The following is a 15,864-nucleotide window of genomic DNA, read 5'->3' on the forward strand; positions in this document are numbered from 1 at the left end:
GCGATGCGCATTGCCGTCACCGGCAAACAGGGCCAGCTCGTTCAGTCGCTGCTCAGACGTGGCGCCGAAACGGGCGTCGAAATCAGTGCGGTCGGGCGCCCGGAAATGAACCTCGCGGATCCCACAAGCATTGCAGCCGCCTTCTCGGCTCTGCGCCCGGATGTAATCGTCTCGGCCGCCGCCTATACGGCGGTCGACAAAGCCGAAAGCGAAGCCGAGCTTGCGTTTTCCGTCAACGCGGCAGGCGCCGGGGCGGTTGCCGAGGCTGCCGCGCGGATCGGGGCTCCGGTCATCCATATTTCGACCGACTACGTTTTCAGCGGCGACAAGGCTTCCGCTTATTCCGAAGAGGATGCGACGGCGCCGATCTCGGTCTATGGGCGTTCGAAGCTCGCGGGCGAGAAAGCCGTCGCGGCGGTGAACCCGAACCACGTCATCTTGCGCACCGCCTGGGTCTATTCGCCCTTTGGCAGCAATTTCCTGAAAACGATGCTGCGGCTTTCCGAGACGCGCGATCATCTTCGCGTTGTCGCCGATCAGACAGGATGCCCGACCTCGGCACTCGACATCGCCGACGCGGTTCTTGCGATCGCAGCCCGCATCGTAGCGGATCCTGCGCCATCGCTGCGCGGCACCTTTCACCTGACCGGCAGCGGCGAAGCAAGCTGGGCGGACTTCGCTGAAGAGATATTCGCGGAGCTTCTTAAATCCGGCGGCAAAAAGGTCGAGGTCGAACGCATCCCGACGGCGGATTATCCGACACCGGCGAAGCGTCCCGCCAATTCGCGTCTCAACGGCGACAAGCTCGCCAGAATATATGGAATCCGGCTCCCGGAGTGGAAGCAGTCCATGATGGTGGTCATGCAAGACCTTTTGAATAAAGGTCTTTAAGGAGATGGGCATGAAGGGAATTATTCTCGCCGGCGGCACAGGCACACGTCTGCATCCGATCACAGAGGCCGTCTCGAAACAGTTGATGCCGGTCTACGACAAACCGATGATCTACTATCCGCTGACGACGCTCATGCTCGCTGGCATCAGAGAGTTGCTGATCATCACCACGCCTCACGACGTCGAAGCTTTCAAGCGCCTTCTCGGCGATGGCTCGCAATGGGGAATTTCGCTGACCTATGCCGTACAGTCGAGCCCGGACGGCCTCGCCCAGGCGTTCATCATCGGCGCCGACTTCGTGCACGGCGACAGCTCGGCACTCGTTCTCGGCGACAACATCTTCTACGGGCATGGCCTGCCGGAAATCATGAAATCCGGCACGAGTCGTCGCGAAGGCGCGACAGTCTTCGCCTATCACGTCACCGATCCGGAACGTTATGGCGTCGTCGGCTTCGACGAAAAGATGAATGCGCTGTCGATCGAGGAGAAGCCGAAGGAGCCAAAATCGAACTGGGCGGTGACCGGCCTCTATTTCTACGACCAGCAGGTGGTCGATATCGCTGCCAACCTGAAGCCGTCACCGCGCGGCGAATTGGAAATCACCGATGTCAACCGCACCTATCTCGAGCGCGGCCAGCTTTTCGTGGAGTTGATGGGCCGGGGCTATGCCTGGCTCGACACCGGCACGCCGGACAGCCTGCACGATGCCGCGGGTTTCGTCAGCACGCTCGAGAAACGCCAGGGCTTCAAGATCGCCTGTCCCGAGGAAGTCGCCTGGCGCATGGGTTACATCTCGCAGGCCGAACTCGCCAGGCTCGCGGAGAAGCTCGGCAAGAGCGCCTACGGCCAGTATCTGAGGAAGCTGTCCCCGGATTGGTGAACTATCCGGCCGGCCAGACGCGCTGTCCCTTTCAAACCGCACATAACACCGAAAATGGTCGGAGTTATGCGTTCACCCGTATGCATCAGAGGTTTCCTGCTCCTTGCGCGCTCGGGAATTCCGCCAGCCGGGCAGCGTAACGCGCCATGGTGTCGACTTCGAAATTGACGAAATCGCCGGCCTTGCGCTCGCCCCAGGTGGTGACCTCGAGCGTATGGCGGATGAGTAGGACGTCGAAATCGCAGCCGTCGACCGCGTTGACGGTCAGCGAAGTGCCGTCGAGTGCGATCGACCCCTTGGGGGCGACGAATTTCGCCAGATGTTCGGGCGCACGCAGGCGATAGCGGGTGGCGTCACCCTCCGATGTCACCGAGAGGATTTCCGCCTTGCCGTCGACATGTCCGGAAACGATGTGGCCGCCGAGTTCATCGCCGATCTTCAGCGACCGTTCGAGGTTGATGCGGCTGCCTTCCCGCCAGGTGCCGATCGTCGTCAACCGCAGCGCTTCTTCCCAAGCTTCCACCTCGAACCAGCGGCCATTGCTGCCTTCATCAGGCAGGCCGGTCACGGTGAGGCAGATGCCGGAATGGGAGATTGACGCGCCCATATCGATGGTAGAGGGATCATAAGTGGTCCCGACGCGCAGCTTGATGCCCTCCTTCAGGGGGGAAACGGCTTCAACTGTGCCGACGTCGGTGACTATTCCGGTGAACATCAAAGCCCTCTTTCGTATTCGTCCAGGCGATCGTCGCCAAACATTCGCGTGCTCATATGCATGAAACCGGATGGTATGTCGGTTGCCTGCAACGGGGATTCAATACCGCCCTTACCGATGACGACAGGCGACTGGTAAAGCTGGATGCGGTCGACAAGGCCGGCGTCGAGGAAAAGCCGCGCGGTTTTTGCGCCGCCCTCGACCAGAAGCGAGGAAATGCCGCGCGTGGCAAGCGCCGGCAGCAAGACCTCGGGATGATAGGGATTGCAGTAGACGATTTCGACACCGGCGGCTTCGAGCGCAGCGCGGCGGGAATTTATGTCGGCGGGGTCGGTGGGCAGAGCACCCCCTTCTGCCCTGCCGGGCATCTCCCCCACAAGGGGAGAGATTGGCTGGGGGGTAGCTCCCTGCCCTACATCTTCTGTTGCTGGTGATGATGAATCTGCTTGGGACGTCAGATCGCGCTCCTTGCCGATCTCCCCCTCTGTGGGGGAGATGTCCGGCAGGGCAGAGGGGGGTAATCCCTCAGCATCCGCCGCCAACGGCGAAACTTCCTCGCTCGCCACCACGATGACCGGCACCTCCCGCGCCGTCTGAACCAGCTTACTCGTCAGCGGCAACGCGAGAGACGGATCAAGGACGATACGGATCGGCGACTGGGCTTCGAGCCCTGGGGTCCGCACCGTCAGCAGCGGGTCATCCGATATCGCCGTGCCGATGCCGACCAGGATCGCGTCGGTTTCGGCGCGCAGCGCCTGCACCTCGACGCGGGCCTGCGGACCGGTGATCGCCACCTGCCCGGCCCCCTCGCGGCCGATCATGCCATCGGCGGAAACGGCAAGTTTGAGAGTCACATAGGGGCGGTTCTTCGTCTGGCGGGTGAGATAGGCGGCCAGCGAACGCCGGCCCTCCGTCTCCAATACGCCGGCATCCACCTCGATGCCGGCCTGGCGCAGCATGGCGATGCCGCGGCCGGAGACGCGCAGATCGGGATCGGTGACGCTGATGACGACGCGGGCCACGCCATAGGCGATCAGCGCCTCGGCGCAGGGTGGCGTCTTGCCGTGATGCGAGCAGGGTTCGAGCGTCACATAGGCGGTAGCGCCGCGGGCACGTTCGCCGGCTTCGGCGAGCGCCTGCGGCTCGGCATGCGGGCGGCCGCCGAGCGCCGTGACCGCACTGCCGACGACGACGCCATCACGAACGATCAAGCAGCCGACAGAAGGGTTGGTGGCGGTGCGGCCGAGATGCTGACGCGACAGGCGGATCGCAGCCGCCATGAAACCTTCGTCATCCGCCGTGACGCTCATGGCTCATCTATCCAGCGGGTCGCGGGCGATCTTGGCGTTGATTTCGGAAATGACCTTCTCGAAATCCTCGGCAAGCGAGAAATCCCGGTAGACCGAGGCGTAGCGCACGAAGCCGACATCGTCGAGGCTCTTCATCGCTTCAAGCACCTGCAGGCCGATCTGCTCGGAGGAGATCTCGGTTTCGCCGGAGCTTTCGAGCCGGCGGACGATGCCGGAAACAGCACGCTCGATGCGATCCCGCTCAACGGGGCGCTTGCGCAGCGCCACTTCGAAGGAGCGCACCAGTTTGTCGCGATCGAACGGAACCTTGCGGCCGGTCTTCTTAATCACCATCAGCTCGCGCAGTTGCACCCGCTCGAAGGTAGTGAAACGGCCGCCGCAATCCGGACAGATACGCCGCCGGCGGATGGACGTGTTGTCCTCCGCCGGACGCGAATCCTTGACCTGGGTATCTTCCGAACCGCAATAGGGGCAGCGCATCGCTACTCCTTATCCCATGTAGTCATACATTGGGAAGCGGTCTGTGAGGTTGACCACCTTGCCGCGCACGGCGGCTTCAACGGCGGCGTTGCCGTCATCGGAATTGGCAACCTTCAGGCCGTCGAGAACCTCGACGATCAAATTGCCGATCTCGCGGAATTCGGCCTCCTTGAAGCCGCGCGTCGTGCCGGCCGGTGCGCCCAAACGCACGCCTGACGTAACGAAAGGCTTTTCCGGGTCGAAGGGGATGCCGTTCTTGTTGCAGGTGATGTAGGCACGGCCGAGCGCTGCCTCGGCGCGCTTGCCGGTGGCGTTCTTTTTGCGCAGGTCGACGAGCATCAGGTGGTTGTCGGTGCCGCCGGAGACGACGTCGAGGCCGCCTGCGATCAGCGTTTCGGCCAGCGCCCGGGCGTTCTTGACGATCTGAGCGGCGTATTCCTTGAATTCCGGCTGCAGCGCCTCGCCGAAGGCGACCGCCTTGGCAGCGATGATGTGCATCAGCGGACCGCCCTGCAGGCCCGGGAAGACGGCCGAATTGAACTTCTTGGCGAGATCCTCTTCATTGGTGAGGATGACGCCGCCGCGCGGGCCGCGCAGAGACTTGTGGGTCGTCGTCGTCGCGACATGGCAATGCGGGAACGGCGACGGATGCTGGCCACCGGCGACGAGGCCGGCGATGTGAGCCATGTCGACCATCAAATAGGCGCCGACGCTGTCGGCGATCTCGCGGAAGCGCTTCCAGTCCCAGATGCGGGAATAGGCGGTGCCGCCGGCGATGATCAGCTTCGGCTTGTGCTCTTCGGCCTTGCGGGCGACTTCATCCATATCGAGCAGGTTGTCGCCTTCGCGCACGCCGTAGGAAACGACGTTGAACCACTTGCCGGACATGTTGACCGGCGAACCATGCGTGAGGTGGCCGCCCGAATTCAGGTCAAGGCCCATGAAGGTGTCACCCGGCTGCAGCAGCGCCAGGAACACGGCCTGGTTCATCTGCGAGCCGGAATTCGGCTGAACGTTAGCGAAATTGACGCCGAACAGCTTCTTGGCGCGCTCGATCGCCAGCTCCTCGGCGATATCGACGAACTGGCAGCCGCCGTAATAGCGCTTGCCGGGGTAACCCTCGGCATATTTGTTGGTCATGATGGAGCCCTGGGCTTCCAGCACGGCGCGGGAGACGATGTTCTCGGAAGCGATCAGTTCGATCTCGTGCCGTTGGCGACCGAGTTCCTTTCCGATCGCGCTGAAGATTTCCGGATCGACGTCCGCAAGCGAGCGATTGAAGAAGGATTCGGTGGAAGCATTGGTCATGGGCGGGCTCCTCAACTGGAATGCGCTGAGGTATTAGCCTTCCGCCGTGGCAAGGGCAATACGAAGAACGACATTTGCTGAGCAAAGCGCGCGCTCCGGCCATTTTGCGACAGCGCGATGAATGGCGGCCGCATGACGCAGCGCCCTGCCCGGCATAAAAAACCGCGCCCCCGAGGCGCGGTTCTCAAAATCACGATGCTGAGGTCGCCGCTTACTGAACCGGCTGTTCCATGCCGGCCGTGGTGTCGAGCGCGAGCTCGGCATTGCCATCCATCTGATAGATGTCGTCGCGGAACTGGACGATGCCGTCGGGCATGCCCCAGGCGGAGATGTAGACGAAATAGACCGGAACTTCGGTGGCGAGCTTGATCGGCGTGTTGACGCCGCTTGCGATCACCTGCTCCATCTGCTGGCGGTTCCAGCCCGGCGTCTCGCGCAGCAGCCAGGTCGACAGGTCGCGCACGTTCTGAACGCGGACGCAGCCCGACGATTCAAAACGCATGAGCTTGTTGAATAGGCCCTGCTGCGGCGTGTCGTGCATGTACTCGCCGTTCTTGTTGTAGAAGTTGATCTTCGTCGACGCCATGGCGTTGATCTTGCCCGGGTCCTGGCGGAACATCAGGTTCGGCGCCTCGCCGTTCCAGTCGACAGTCTCCGGAGAAACCTCGTTGCCCTTGCCGTCGATCAAGCGGATCGCGTTCTTTTCGAGATAGGTCGGATCCTTGCGCATCAGCGGCATGATGTCCTTTTCGACGATCGAGCGCGGTGCGGTCCAGTAGGGGTTGAGGATGACTTCGTAGATCTTCGAATTGACGAGATGCGTCGGCCGGCTGAGACGGCCGACGACCGCGGTGTGGCGCGTCGCAACGCTGCCGTCTTCGACAGCCTCGACATAGGCGGCCGGAATGTTGACCATCAGATGGCGGCGGCCAAGATCTTCCGGGAAGGTCTGCAGGCGGACCAGGTTGGTGTTCAACTGCTGCAGGCGGACATCGGCCGGAATGTTCATCGCCTTCAGCGTGAATTCGCCGAGAACGCCGTCGGACGGCAGGCCGTGACGCGCCTGGAAGCGCTTGACGGCACCGTCGACATAGGAATCGAAGGCGTTCGACATGCCTGCTTCGCGCGGCAGGTCGCCGGTGATCGCAAGGCGCTGGCGCAGCGCCTGGACGGCGGGAGAGGAAACGCCGAGCTGCAGGCGCTGATCACCGGGATTGACTTCAGGCCAGCCGCCGGCGGCCGCAATCTGCTGATACTGCATGATCGCCTGCTGGGCACTCGCGACCGACTGGGGACCGAGGATCGGCGTGTTGGAAACGACGGCGGTCGCCGTGCGCGAAGCCGCCTTCGCATCGAACTGGTCGTCCCAGTTGCCGCGGCGCGGCGCGTTGATCAGCGTATCGAGCGCCGACTGCGCGAAGGCCGGCGCGGCCATCGCGCTGGCGCCAACCGTTGCCGCGGACGCAAGGAAGGCGCGGCGCGAGAGAGCTTCATTTCCGTTTTTCTTCGACATAGTCCCAACCACTGAATGCCGCATGCAAGGAAGCGCGGCGCTTTGCGATATCACTGCGTTTTCAACGCAGATCCCTATCCATTCGTTCTCCCGGCACGTCGGAAAATCCTGCCCACCGCATCACAAGATTGCGATGCGAAAGCCTGAATGTTCCTGGTTCATTGAAAGCGCCGGTTGCTAACTTCCGCTGCCACACCAATATGGCCAATTCGTGTTGCCTAGACCGCAGATAGCTGCCTATGGCCGAGTCATCACGCAATGAACCATGTGACGAGGTAAATCGTGCCGGTTAATAACGGCTAAAAAACGGCTTGAATACCGGCCCTTACGCTTGCCTGCCATGCGTTGCAAAGATGCCACGCGGCGCGCAAACGGCAAAACCGGACGCGCAGGGAACGCATCCGGTTTTCTTCAACCCTGAAAGGAGGTCGAGGGTCTTAGAGGCGATACATGATCGAGTCGTTCCAGAAGCGGTCGAGCCGCTGGAGCAGCTTGTTCATCTGGGTGAACTCGTCGGTGCCGATGCCGCCGACCTTGTCGATCGAGGCGATGTGGCGTTCGTAGAGCTTGGCGACCGTTTCGGCGATGTCCTGGCCGGTTTCGGTCAGGCTGATGCGAACCGAGCGGCGGTCGATGCGGGAGCGCTGGTGGTTGATAAAGCCGAGATCGACCAGCTTCTTGACATTGTAGGAAACGTTGGAGCCGAGATAATAACCCCGCGAGCGCAGCTCGCCGGCAGTCAGCTCGGAATTGCCGATGTTGAAAAGGAGCAGCGCCTGGATGGCGTTGACGTCGCTGCGACCCTGACGGTCGAACTCGTCCTTGATGACGTCGAGAAGACGGCGATGAAGACGTTCGACAAGATGAAGGGATTCCATGTAAAGATCACGGATGCCCTGATCCTGCTGGTCACGGAAGTTGGATACCGCCTGCGGCTTGATTTTCGTGTTCATATTGACTGCCTCACTGTTTGTTTGGCGGTGTCGTTTTCTTCCCGCCTTGAGTGAGACCCTATCGAATACATATAAAATTCGACTTAAACCGCAGGCTTAATGGAGCCTTACCGGAAACTCCACGTTGTCTCAGGGTAAATCAACACTTACCTGGCGGCGGTGCCGGCGCTTTTCCAGCCAGAGCAACAGGCGGAAAATGCAGTAGACCGCGGCGACCATGAGATGCAGCAGGATGATCAGCTTGTTGGGCCCGAAAATGTCAGGCAGCAGACCATACATCAGGATCTGCCCGCCTGCTGCCAGCACCCAGATAACCGGCCCCCAGGAGACGGTGAGCCAGAGGCCGAGCGAGGCGACGGGGAAAAGCACGGCAAGGCTGGTGCTCGCCACCTTCCACGGCAGGCTCAAAAGATCGAAGCGGCCGGCGCCGACCAGGGAATAGCCGACGAGCATCGCCCAATATTGCAGCCCGAACCAGAAGCAGGATACGGCCACCAACCTCAGGAACAGGATGAAGAGAAGATCCGCCAGAGTGCGTTTCGGTATTGTCGGGGAATCGGTTTCCATGGCGCAAACATCGGTTCGGGATCGGATCGTTACAAGCAGTTTTTCCGCCGCGGCCAATCGTCCGGTTTGGATTTTCCGGGCGCCATGATAATGAGCGCTCCGATAAATGGAATGGGCCAGGGATAGATATCATGCAGGATAAGACGCATCTCGTCGACGACATCACCGGCCATCGCCGCATGCGGCGCAATCGCAAGGCAGACTGGACGCGCCGGCTGGTGCAGGAGAACCGGCTGACGGTCGACGACCTGATCTGGCCGATCTTCATCGTGCCGGGCTCCGGTATCATCGATCCGATCCCGGCCATGCCCGGCGTCAATCGCATGAGCATCGACAAGGCCGTCGAGGCCGCGCGCGAAGCGGCCGATCTCGGCATTCCGGCGCTGGCGACCTTTCCCAATATCGAGATGGAGCTGCGCGACGAGACGGGTTCGAACAGCCTCGAGGCCAACAATCTGATCAACCAGGCCACGGCGGCGATCAAGAAGGCGGTGCCCAATATTGGCGTCATCACCGACGTCGCGCTCGACCCCTTCACCAGCCATGGCCATGACGGCATTCTGAGAGACGGCGAGATCGTCAACGACGAGACGGTCGATCAGGTGTCCCGCGCCGCCGTGATGCAGGCCGATGCCGGCGCCGACATCATCGCGCCGTCGGAGATGATGGACGGGCGCATCGGCGCCATCCGCATGGCGCTCGACGCCGCCGGCCACCAGAGCGTCGGCATCATGAGCTACGCGACGAAATTCACTTCCGCCTTCTACGGCCCCTATCGCGAGGCGATCTCGACCGGCGGGCTGCTGAAAGGCGACAAGAAGACCTATTATATCGACCCGGCCAACGGCACCGAGGCTATCCGCGACGCCGCCCTCGACGTCGAGGAAGGCGCCGACATGCTGATGGTCAAGCCCGGCCTGCCCTATCTCGACATCTGCTGGCGGATGAAGGAGGCCTTCGGCCTGCCGACCTTCGCCTACCAGGTTTCCGGTGAGTATACGCAGATCAAAGCCGCAGCGATGAACGGCTGGATCGACGGCGAGCGGGCGATGCTCGAAACGCTGCTGTCGTTCAAGCGGGCGGGATGCGACGGTATCCTCACCTATTTCGCGGTCGAGGTGGCGAAAATTCTCGCAAAGAGGTGATTTCGGGGCGAATGATTGTATTTCGCCCCGCCGACACCATATCAGCGGCGTCGCTTTTGCGAGAGGAGATTGAGATGAGCTACAACCCCAATCCGCTTTATGCCGCACCGGAGGACTGGCGCGCCTATAGCGGCGTGTTGAGCCGCCGTGTCTTTGCCTTCATCCTCGATTACCTCATCGTCGCGCTGCTGTGCATTCCCGCCGCGATCGTTCTGTTCTTCCTGTCGATCGTCACGCTCGGCCTCGGCTTCTTCCTCTACCCTGCCCTCTTCGTCATCGTCGCCGGCCTTTACTTCGGCCTGACGGTAGGCGGGCCGAGCCAGGCTTCGCTCGGCATGCGGGCAATGGGGATCGCGATCGTGCGCGTCGATGGACGGCCGATGGATTTCCTGACAGCGATCGTGCATCTGGCGCTGTTCTGGATCCTCAACTCGGTACTGACGCCGCTCATCCTGCTTGCCGGCCTGTTTATCGAGCGCAGCCGTCTCATCCACGACCTCCTGGTCGGCACGGTGACGGTGCGCACTGCCTGAGACCTGCCTGCCTGAGATCCTGGCGGCGGAGACGAAAAAGTCTCCGCCTTCCCCTGTACCGGGGATGACGACGCTCCATATCCAAAATTAGAAGACTGAAATATACGGCGAAGGCCGCCGCGCTGTTGACGTTTTCTATTCTTAGGTCATGCTGTCAGAAAACGGCACTGTCTCGACAAGGAAATTTCCGCGACACATGAATACGCAGACGACGCCATCCCCGCAGTTTTATCTGACGGCTCCGGCTACGTGTCCGTATCTGCCGCATGAGATGGAGCGCAAGGTCTTCACCCATCTGGTCGGCCCGCGGGCCGCCGAAATGAACGACATCCTCACCCAGGGCGGGTTTCGCCGCTCGCAGAACATCGCTTACCGCCCGGCCTGCGAATCCTGTCGCGCCTGCGTTTCCGTGCGGATTCTCGCGCAGGAATTCGAACCGACGAAATCGATGAAACGGGCGCTTGCCGCCAATTCCGACGTCATCGCCACCGAATTCGCAGCCCAGCCTTCCAGCGAGCAATATTCACTCTTCCGGCGCTATCTCGATTTCCGCCATCAGCAGGGCGGCATGTCCGACATGACCGTGCTCGATTATGCGATCATGGTGGAAGACACGCATGTGAACACGCGAATCATCGAATACCGCCGGCGCGAGGAAGGCTCCGGGCTGGAGGAGCGGCCGAAGGGTGAGTTGCTTGCCGCCGCACTGACCGACACGATGAGCGACGGCCTGTCGATGGTCTATTCCTACTTCAATCCGGCGCTCGAGCGGCGTTCGCTCGGCACGTTCATGATTCTCGACCATGTCAGGCGCACGAAAGCGCTCGGTCTGCCGCATGTCTACCTCGGCTATTGGGTTCAGGGATCACGGAAAATGGACTATAAGACCCGTTTCCAGCCGCAGGAGCATCTGACCCCGCGCGGCTGGGAACGTTTCGACCCCTCCTCCATGCCCGAAAGCACCCACGACTGAATGTTCCCCACTGATCATCGGAAAGGCCTGCTGCTGACGGCGATCGGCGGGCTGGCGCTTTCCATGGATATCCCGCTCGTGCGCCTTGGCGACGGCGACATCTGGTCGATTCTCGGAGTGCGGAGCGCAGCAACGGTTATCGCCACGCTCGCCATCCTCGGAGCAATGCGCCTCGTTTCGGGCAAGTGGCCGGTGCTCGTTCCAGGGCGACCCGGTCTGATCGCCGGTCTGCTCTACGGTCTCTCTTCCCTCACCTTCGTGCTGGCCGTCTTCAACACGGCCACCGCCAATGTCGTCTTCATCGTCGCCTTCAACCCGATGTTCGGGGCTCTTCTTTCCTGGATTTTCCTCAAGGAGAAGCCCCCGGCCGCAACGCTGGTCGCCATGCTGTTCATGGTCCTCGGCGTCGGATTGATCGTGAGCGAAGGACTTTCCAGCGGCCATGTTTTTGGCGACGCCATGGCGCTTCTCAGCGCGCTCATTCTTGCCGCAGCCATTACGGTCGGGCGTGCCTCGCGCCGGCAAATGGGCTTCGTGCCGCTGCTTGCCGCCATCCTGCCGGCTGTACTCGGCCTCACGCAGGCTCTGCCCTCAGGGCTTTCTATCGCCCATCCCGGCTGGATCCTCTTCAACGGCGCCATCGTGATGCCGGTCGCCTTCTGGTGCCTGGCGACAGGGCCACGCTATCTGTCCGCGCCTGAAGTCGGCATGTTCTATCTCTTGGAAACGGTGCTCGCGCCGATCTGGGTCTGGCTGATCTTTGCCGAAACGCCCGTAACGACGACGCTCGTCGGCGGCGGCATCCTGACGGCGACAATAGCCGCGCATTCCCTCTGGATGGCGCGACGCAAGAGCGCCAGGCAAGTCTCATGATGTGACATTGTCGCCCACTCGGCACCGTGTTATAACGGCGTTACCACAGGGGATAGAGCGATGAACGTCACGATCCGTAAGATCGGAAATTCCGAGGGTGTCATCATTCCCAAAGAGGTCCTCGAACGCCTCGGATTAAAAACAGGCGACTCGCTGGAACTGCAAGTGGAAAAGGGCGGCATCAATTTGAGGCCGGCTGACGAAGATTTGTCTCGTCAGCTTGGGGCGGCACGACATTTCATGGACAAGTATAAGGTCGCTTTGAAGAAGCTGGCCGAATAATGGCCTTCAAATTCCTGACAAGGCCATTGGTGGAGACTCTGCAGACAATGCAGATCGAGCGCTTCGGCGGGCTTGCCGGGTTGCGTGACGAAGGCGCTTTGGAATCCGCCCTCGGCCGGCCGATGCACAAGGCCAATTACGGTTGCGACGATGTCATCGAACTCGCCGCCGCATATCTTTTCGGCCTTGCCCGCAACCACGCATTCGGCGACGGCAACAAACGCATCGCGATCGTCACCGCCGGTGTATTCCTTCTCGAAAATGGCTACGAGATCGAGACCACCGACGCCAATCTCTACGCTTTCGTCCTTGCCATCGCCGCCGGCGAGATTGACGAGGAAGGTGCGACGCGCTTTCTGCGTGACTTCAGCGTGCCGCTCAACCGGTAGCCTTCAACTGCTGCTGTTCCAGTTCCCTGCCGAGCGCTTCGACGACATGTGCCCAGCCTTGCCGTGTTTTCTCCTCGTGTGCGGCCCATTCGGCGCACATTTCGTGGGTCAATGTCAGGCGGCTGCCGCCGCCGAGAGGCTCGATGTCGATTTCGACGCGATCGCAATTGTGGTCGTGCTCCTCGACGGAAAAGCTGAAGACCATGCGTTGCGGGCGCTTCAATTCCAGGAAGACGCCCTGATGGAAGGCGTCGCCGGTCGGGCGGCGGTCGACGACGAAGAAACGGCCGCCGACGCGCGGATCGATATCGGCACGGATGACGTGACCATCATCGGTCGCAAACAGAAAGCGGCGGGCAATTTCGGGGTTAAGCCAGGCGTCGTAGACCACAGCGGGCGGGGCCTTGTAGGTCTGGCTGACATGCAATTTGATGGTGCTGGCGGGCATCGATTTTCCTCCGGTAGGGGCACGCGCGCCTTCCCGAAGCGCAACGAACCACAGCCGTTCCGTCCGCCCACGCAACCGGCCTTCTCTTATTTTTGATAACAGCAATGAGATAGAGAAGTTCCCGCGCCCGCCAAGAGCCGAGCGCGGAATTTAATTCGACAGAAAATCAAGGTGTTACGGCAGTCCTTTGCGCACCTGAACAGGCGCGCAGCGCTGTAAAGCCTCAGCCGGCAAATTTGCCGCTGCGCGGGAAGCCCTTCGGTACGGTGCGGCCGGCGCTGGCGCGGTCGCCCAGCCATTCGGCGAGCTCGTCCTTGCTCTTCGTGAAGGTGCGGCCTGCGCTGTCTTCCCAGACGAGGCCGTCTGAGATCGCGAAGCAGCGGACGTCGGAAATGCCGCCATCCTTGTAGCGCTGCAGGCGCACGCCCTTACCACGCGACATTTCCGGCACCTGCGCGAGCGGGAAGACCAGCAGCTTGCGGTTTTCGCCGACGACGGCGACATGATCGCCGCTAACCGGCACCAGCAGCTGCGTTTCCTCCGGCAGCGCGACATTCATGATCTGCTTGCCTTTGCGCGTATTGGCGACCAGCTCCGCCTCTGGAACGACGAAGCCATTGCCGGCCGTCGAGACGATCAGTTGCTTGCGCGAGGAATCGTGGACGAAGGCGGTCAGCACCGCCTGGTCGTTGTCCATGTCGACCATGATACGCAACGGTTCGCCATGGCCGCGACCGCCCGGCAGCTTGTCGCCACCGAGCGTGAAGGCCTTGCCGCCTGTCGTGACGATCAGGATCTTGTCGGTCGTCTGCGCCGGGAAGGCCATTTTCAAGCCGTCGCCTTCCTTGAAGGTCAGCGTCGCCGTGTCGGCGATGTGGCCCTTCAGGGCGCGGATCCAGCCCTTTTCGGAAATGACGACGGTGATCGGTTCCTTCTCGATCATCGCCTGCTGGATCGCCTCTTCATCGGCCTCAGGCGCTTCGGCGAACTGGGTGCGGCGGCGGCCGACCTCGGTCGCCTTGGCGAATTTCTTCTTCACCTCGCCGATTTCCCAGGCAACCGTCTGCCACTGCTTGTCGTCGGAAGCAAGCAGCGCCTCGATCTCGCTCTTTTCCTTGGTGAGTTCATCGAACTCCTTGCGAATCTCGAACTCTTCCAACTTGCGCAAGGCGCGCAGCCGCATGTTGAGGATCGCCTCGACCTGATTGTCGGTCAGATCCCATCGCGCCATCATGACGGGCTTCGGCTCGTCTTCCTCGCGGATGATCCGGATCACCTCGTCGATGTTGAGGTAGGCAATCAGAAGACCGCCGAGGATTTCAAGACGTTTTTCGATTGCGGCCAGACGGAAGCGCGACCGGCGCTGCAGGACCTCGCGGCGGTGGTCCAGCCATTCCTTGAGCACCTCGTTCAGTGCCATGACTTTGGGGATGCGTCCCATGGACAGGACGTTCATGTTGAGCGGGAAGCGGCTTTCGAGCTCCGTCAGCTTGAACATCGATTCCATCAGGATCGTCGGATCGACACTGCGCGACTTCGGCACCAGGACGACTCGGATGTCCTCGGCCGATTCATCGCGGATATCTTCCAACAGCGGCAGCTTGCGGGCGATCAGCAGCTCGGCGATCTTTTCGATCAGCCGCGACTTCTGCACCTGGAAGGGAATTTCGGTAATGACGATCTGAAAGCCGCCGCGGCCGAGATCCTCGGTCTGCCATTTCGCCCGCACGCGGAAACCGCCGCGGCCGGTGCGGTAGCTCTCGATGATGCTGTCGCGGCTGTCGATGATGATGCCGCCTGTGGGGAAATCCGGGCCGGGGACGAACTCGACAAGCTTTTCGACGGTCGCATCCGGATGTTTGATCAGATGCAGGGCGGCGTCGCAAAGCTCGTGGGCATTGTGCGATGGGATCGAGGTCGCCATGCCGACGGCGATGCCGGAGGAGCCGTTGGCGAGCAGGTTCGGGAAGGCGCCAGGAAGCACAACCGGCTCAGAATTCGATTCGTCGTAGGTGTCGCGGAAATCGACGGCGTCCTGATCGATGCCTTCGAGCAGCAGTTCGGAGACCGCCGTCATCTTCGATTCGGTGTAACGCATGGCGGCGGGGCTGTCGCCATCGATATTGCCGAAATTGCCCTGGCCGTTGACCAGCGTGTAGCGCTGCGAGAAATCCTGGGCGAGACGGGCAAGCGCGTCATAGATCGACTGGTCGCCGTGCGGGTGGTAGTTACCCATCACCTCGCCGACGATCTTGGCGCATTTGCGGAAGGCCGAGGTCGGCCTCAGCCCCATCTCGTTCATGGCATAGACGATGCGGCGATGGACGGGCTTCAGCCCGTCGCGCACGTCAGGCAGCGCGCGATGCATGATGGTCGACAGCGCATAGGCGAGATAGCGCTGCTCGAGCGCCGCCTTGAGGTCGACCGGCTGGATGTTGTCGTCGTCTCCGCCGGAGGGCGGCAAAATCTCTTGTCCCATGGGTTCTGACTAGCCCAGAAGTGGCCGGCGGGCAAGGAATCCGGGCCATTGCAGCTGTGGATGAAGTCTTGGCACCGACATCAAAGGATGAGACAAACGTTCCGCCGCAATTTGGACTTCGTTTG

General features: G+C 61.5%; 17 protein-coding genes. 8 read left to right on the top strand and 9 right to left on the bottom strand.

The genetic code is table 11. The features are described 5' to 3' along the window. Nucleotides 1-3 precede the first annotated feature (3 nt). Nucleotides 4-891: a dTDP-4-dehydrorhamnose reductase gene (rfbD, locus tag GGD53_RS02080; protein ID WP_184453094.1), complete on the top strand. Its 888-nt coding sequence runs from the start codon at nt 4-6 to the stop codon at nt 889-891. A gap of 10 nt (nt 892-901) precedes the next feature. Further along, nucleotides 902-1,771, top strand: coding sequence for a glucose-1-phosphate thymidylyltransferase RfbA (rfbA, locus tag GGD53_RS02085; RefSeq protein WP_184453095.1), 870 nt, complete (start codon nt 902-904; stop codon nt 1,769-1,771). A gap of 85 nt (nt 1,772-1,856) precedes the next feature. Here the strand turns inward: rfbA and GGD53_RS02090 are convergent, their stop codons facing one another. The 7 genes from GGD53_RS02090 to GGD53_RS02120 form a co-directional block, all read right to left on the bottom strand. Next, entirely contained in the window at nt 1,857-2,486 is a 630-nt protein-coding gene (locus GGD53_RS02090) for a riboflavin synthase (RefSeq protein ID WP_184453096.1), read from the bottom strand. Further along, complete coding sequence (ribD, locus tag GGD53_RS02095) at nt 2,486-3,796, bottom strand: bifunctional diaminohydroxyphosphoribosylaminopyrimidine deaminase/5-amino-6-(5-phosphoribosylamino)uracil reductase RibD (RefSeq protein ID WP_184453097.1); 1,311 nt, start codon at nt 3,794-3,796, stop codon at nt 2,486-2,488. Before ribD ends, GGD53_RS02090 begins: the two co-directional genes overlap by 1 nt. Nucleotides 3,797-3,799: 3 nt before the next feature. Then, nucleotides 3,800-4,276: a transcriptional regulator NrdR gene (gene nrdR, locus GGD53_RS02100; RefSeq protein ID WP_003547190.1), complete on the bottom strand. Its 477-nt coding sequence runs from the start codon at nt 4,274-4,276 to the stop codon at nt 3,800-3,802. 9 nt (nt 4,277-4,285) lie between these two features. Next, nucleotides 4,286-5,584 carry a serine hydroxymethyltransferase gene (glyA, locus tag GGD53_RS02105; RefSeq protein ID WP_184453098.1) on the bottom strand — a complete coding sequence of 433 codons (1,299 nt, stop codon included), beginning with the start codon at nt 5,582-5,584 and terminating at the stop codon, nt 4,286-4,288. A 211-nt stretch (nt 5,585-5,795) separates the two neighbouring features. Beyond that, entirely contained in the window at nt 5,796-7,097 is a 1,302-nt protein-coding gene (locus GGD53_RS02110) for a L,D-transpeptidase family protein (RefSeq protein ID WP_184453099.1), read from the bottom strand. A 437-nt stretch (nt 7,098-7,534) separates the two neighbouring features. Further along, a complete protein-coding gene (gene ldtR / locus GGD53_RS02115; RefSeq protein WP_004673822.1) occupies nt 7,535-8,050 on the bottom strand; it encodes a transcriptional regulator LdtR in 516 nt (171 codons plus the stop codon). A 129-nt stretch (nt 8,051-8,179) separates the two neighbouring features. After that, nucleotides 8,180-8,617 (bottom strand): DUF6163 family protein, encoded by a 438-nt coding sequence (locus GGD53_RS02120; RefSeq protein WP_064811669.1) that lies wholly within the window; start codon nt 8,615-8,617, stop codon nt 8,180-8,182. 131 nt (nt 8,618-8,748) lie between these two features. On the opposite strand from GGD53_RS02120, the gene hemB reads away from it, so the two are divergent. The 6 genes from hemB (at nt 8,749) to GGD53_RS02150 (ending at nt 12,812) form a co-directional block, all read left to right on the top strand. Continuing rightward, nucleotides 8,749-9,762, top strand: a complete 1,014-nt coding sequence (hemB, locus tag GGD53_RS02125) for a porphobilinogen synthase (protein ID WP_184453101.1) — start codon at nt 8,749-8,751, stop codon at nt 9,760-9,762. Between the two features lie 74 nt (nt 9,763-9,836). Then, a complete protein-coding gene (locus tag GGD53_RS02130; RefSeq protein WP_064801688.1) occupies nt 9,837-10,295 on the top strand; it encodes an RDD family protein in 459 nt (152 codons plus the stop codon). Nucleotides 10,296-10,491: 196 nt separating this feature from the next. Continuing rightward, nucleotides 10,492-11,268, top strand: coding sequence for an arginyltransferase (locus tag GGD53_RS02135; RefSeq protein ID WP_184453103.1), 777 nt, complete (start codon nt 10,492-10,494; stop codon nt 11,266-11,268). After that, nucleotides 11,269-12,141: a DMT family transporter gene (locus tag GGD53_RS02140; protein ID WP_184453105.1), complete on the top strand. Its 873-nt coding sequence runs from the start codon at nt 11,269-11,271 to the stop codon at nt 12,139-12,141. A 60-nt stretch (nt 12,142-12,201) separates the two neighbouring features. Continuing rightward, nucleotides 12,202-12,423 (top strand): AbrB/MazE/SpoVT family DNA-binding domain-containing protein, encoded by a 222-nt coding sequence (locus GGD53_RS02145; protein ID WP_184453107.1) that lies wholly within the window; start codon nt 12,202-12,204, stop codon nt 12,421-12,423. Then, nucleotides 12,423-12,812, top strand: coding sequence for a type II toxin-antitoxin system death-on-curing family toxin (locus GGD53_RS02150; protein ID WP_184453109.1), 390 nt, complete (start codon nt 12,423-12,425; stop codon nt 12,810-12,812). Before GGD53_RS02145 ends, GGD53_RS02150 begins: the two co-directional genes overlap by 1 nt. Here GGD53_RS02150 and GGD53_RS02155 read toward each other — a convergent pair. Then, nucleotides 12,802-13,260, bottom strand: coding sequence for an SRPBCC family protein (locus tag GGD53_RS02155; RefSeq protein WP_184453111.1), 459 nt, complete (start codon nt 13,258-13,260; stop codon nt 12,802-12,804). The genes GGD53_RS02150 and GGD53_RS02155 overlap by 11 nt on opposite strands. A 223-nt stretch (nt 13,261-13,483) precedes the next feature. Then, nucleotides 13,484-15,739, bottom strand: coding sequence for a DNA topoisomerase IV subunit A (parC, locus tag GGD53_RS02160; RefSeq protein WP_184453113.1), 2,256 nt, complete (start codon nt 15,737-15,739; stop codon nt 13,484-13,486). Between the last annotated feature and the right edge of the window lie 125 nt (nt 15,740-15,864).

This window comes from Rhizobium aethiopicum (genome assembly GCF_014197535.1).
Taxonomy (GTDB): Bacteria; Pseudomonadota; Alphaproteobacteria; order Rhizobiales; family Rhizobiaceae; genus Rhizobium; species Rhizobium aethiopicum_A.